Source organism: Desertihabitans aurantiacus (genome assembly GCF_003344635.1).
GTDB lineage: Bacteria > Actinomycetota > Actinomycetes > Propionibacteriales > Propionibacteriaceae > Desertihabitans > Desertihabitans aurantiacus.
In genome coordinates this window covers 1-2,715 of record NZ_QPKK01000379.1, presented here as the reverse complement: position 1 = coordinate 2,715, position 2,715 = coordinate 1, and the positions used below count along the sequence as shown (strand labels likewise).

The 2,715-nt window shown below is 77.2% G+C and carries 3 protein-coding genes; all 3 read left to right on the top strand.

Annotated elements, in window-relative coordinates:
* On the top strand, positions 1-633 hold a 633-nt coding region (gene rimI, locus DVA66_RS19180; protein ID WP_408608937.1), incomplete at its 5' end, for a ribosomal protein S18-alanine N-acetyltransferase.
* Positions 623-1,789 carry a tRNA (adenosine(37)-N6)-threonylcarbamoyltransferase complex transferase subunit TsaD gene (gene tsaD / locus DVA66_RS19175; RefSeq protein WP_114561438.1) on the top strand — a complete coding sequence of 389 codons (1,167 nt, stop codon included), beginning with the start codon at positions 623-625 and terminating at the stop codon, positions 1,787-1,789. The genes rimI and tsaD, both read left to right, overlap by 11 nt.
* A gap of 2 nt (positions 1,790-1,791) precedes the next feature.
* A partial coding sequence (locus DVA66_RS19170; RefSeq protein WP_114561437.1) for a class I SAM-dependent methyltransferase occupies positions 1,792-2,715 on the top strand: 924 nt, incomplete at its 3' end.

Here is a 2,715-nt window from a genome sequence, read left to right as displayed (position 1 = left end):
CGGGGTGCTGGCCGCCGGGATGGACCTGCTGCCCGACGCCGGCCTGGAGCCGCTCTACCTGCGCCGTCCCGACGCCGCCGTGCCGGGCCGGCCGAAGTCCACCCTGGTCACCCCGGCGCCGCGGCTGCGCGTGCGTCCGGCCGGCGGTCGGCGCGGGAGCGGCGCGTGAGCGTCGACATCGACCGGGGGCGTCCGGACGACCTGGAGCTGCTGGTCGAGCTCGAGGAGGCCAGCTTCGACCCCCGCGAGCAGTGGAGCGAGTCCTCCTGGGCCGCGGAGCTGCACGGCGGCGACCGCGACGTCTGGGTGGTCCGCTCGGGCGCGGGGGAGCTGCTCGCCGCCGCCACCACGCAGACCGTCGGCGACGTCGCCGACCTGCACCGGATCGTGGTGCTCGGCTCCGAGCGCCGCCACGGCGTCGGGACGGCGCTGCTGCGGCACGCGATGGAGGCGGCCCGGCGCCGCGGCGCCCGGCGCATGATGCTGGAGGTCCGCGCCGACAACGCCGCCGCGCTGTCGGTCTACGCCCGCGCCGGGTTCGTCGAGATCGACCGCCGACCCGGCTACTACGGACGCGGCAGCGACGCCGTGGTGATGCGCTGCCGACTGGGAGGTGCCGACGATGACGACTGAGGTGGTGCGCCCGGCGCGCGAAGCGGGTCAGCCCCTGGTGCCCTCCCGCGAAGCGGGTCAGCCCCTGGTGCCCTCCCGCGAAGCGGGTCAGCCCCTGGTGCCCTCCCGCGAAGCGGGTCAGCCCCTGGTGCTCGGCATCGAGTCCTCCTGCGACGAGACCGGGGTCGGCATCGTCTCCGGGCACACCCTGCTGGCCAACGAGGTGGCCTCCAGCGTGGAGCAGCACGTCCGCTTCGGCGGGGTGGTGCCGGAGGTGGCCAGCCGGGCCCACCTGCAGGCGCTGGTGCCCGCCGTCCGCCGCGCCTGCGCGAAGGCCGACGTCGACCTCTCCGAGCTGGACGCCATCAGCGTCACCGCCGGACCGGGCCTGATGGGCGCCCTGGTGGTCGGGCTGGCGGGCGCGAAGGCGCTGGCGGCCGCCCTGGGCAAGCCGCTGTACGGGCTCAACCACCTCGCCGGGCACGTCGCGGTCGACCTGCTCGACCACGGCCCGCTGCCGACGCCGTGCGTGGCGCTGCTGGTCTCCGGTGGGCACACCTCGCTGCTGCGGGTGGGTGACATCGCCACCGACATCACCGAGATCGGCTCGACCATCGACGACGCCGCCGGTGAGGCCTACGACAAGGTGGCCCGGGTGCTCGGCCTGTCCTACCCGGGTGGTCCGGTGATCGACCGGGTGGCCGCCGACGGCGACCCGCGCGCCATCCGCTTCCCGCGCGGGCTCACCTCCCCGCGCGACCTGGAGCGGCACCGCTTCGACTTCTCCTTCTCCGGGCTGAAGACCGCGGTCGCCCGCTGGGTGGAGACCTGCCAGCAGGAGGGCCGGGAGGTGCCGCTGGCCGACGTGGCCGCGTCCTTCCAGGAGGCCGTCTGCGACGTGCTCAGCGCCAAGGCGGTCGAGGCCTGCCGGCACGTCGGCGCGGACCACCTGCTGGTCGGCGGCGGGGTGGCGGCGAACTCCCGGCTGCGGGCGCTGCTGGCCGAGCGCACCGCCGCGGCGGGGATCACCCTGCGCACCCCGCGTCCGGCGCTGTGCACCGACAACGGCGCGATGATGGCCGTCCTCGGGGTCGAGGTGGTCAAGGCGGGTGGACGCCCGTCCCCGCCCGACCTCGGCGCCGACTCCGGGCTGCCGGTCAGCCGCGTCCTGGTCTGAGCGTGGACGCCGCCCTGGTGGCCCGGCTCGCCTCGGCTGAGGGACAGGTCGCGCTCGCGGTGGCCGCCGAGCAGCGCGACCTCACCAGCCCGGCAGCGCTGGACGCCGTCCGCCGCAGGGTGGAGCCCGCGCTCGCCTCGGCCGCGTGCGCCCAGGAGAGCCTGCGCCGCCGCGCGGTGACCAAGTTCGGCGACGCCGCCGCCGGGATGCTGTTCACCGCCGTCGGGCTGGAGCAGGCCTCCCGGCCCGAGGTGGCCGCCCACCGGGCCGCACGGCTGGCCGCCACCGGCGTCGGAACGGTCGTCGACCTCGGCTGCGGGATCGGTTCCGACGCGCTGGCGCTGGCCCGGGCCGGGCTCCGGGTGGTCGCGGTCGAGCTGGACCCGGCCACGGCCGCCGTGGCCCGGGCGAACCTGGCCGGGCTGGACGCCGAGGTGGTCGAGGGTGACGCCGAGGCGCTGGCCCCCGACCTGCTCGACGGGGCCGGCGGTGAGATCGCGGCCTTCTGCGACCCGGCCCGTCGTGATGCCCGCGGACGGCTGTTCGACGTCGAGCGGTTCACCCCGAGCTGGTCGCTGGTGCAGCGGCTGCTGGCTCGCGAGGCGCCCGCCGCGGTGAAGCTGGGCCCGGCCGTCCCGCACGCCGTGCTGCCCGAGGGCTGCGAGGCCGAGTGGGTCACCGCCCGCGGCAGCACCGTCGAGGTCTGCCTGTGGGGCGGTCGCGGCAGCCGTCCCGACCACCGCGTCGCCACCCTGCTGCCGGGCGGGGACCAGCTGGTGGTGCCGCCGGGCGGCCGGGGCGGGCGCGCGCCGGTGGGCGAGATCGGGGCGTGGCTGCACGAGCCGGTCGGGGCGGTCGTGCGCGCCGGCGGGATCGCGCTGCTGGCCGGGCAGCTCGACCTGCACCTGGTCGACCCCGGGGTGGCC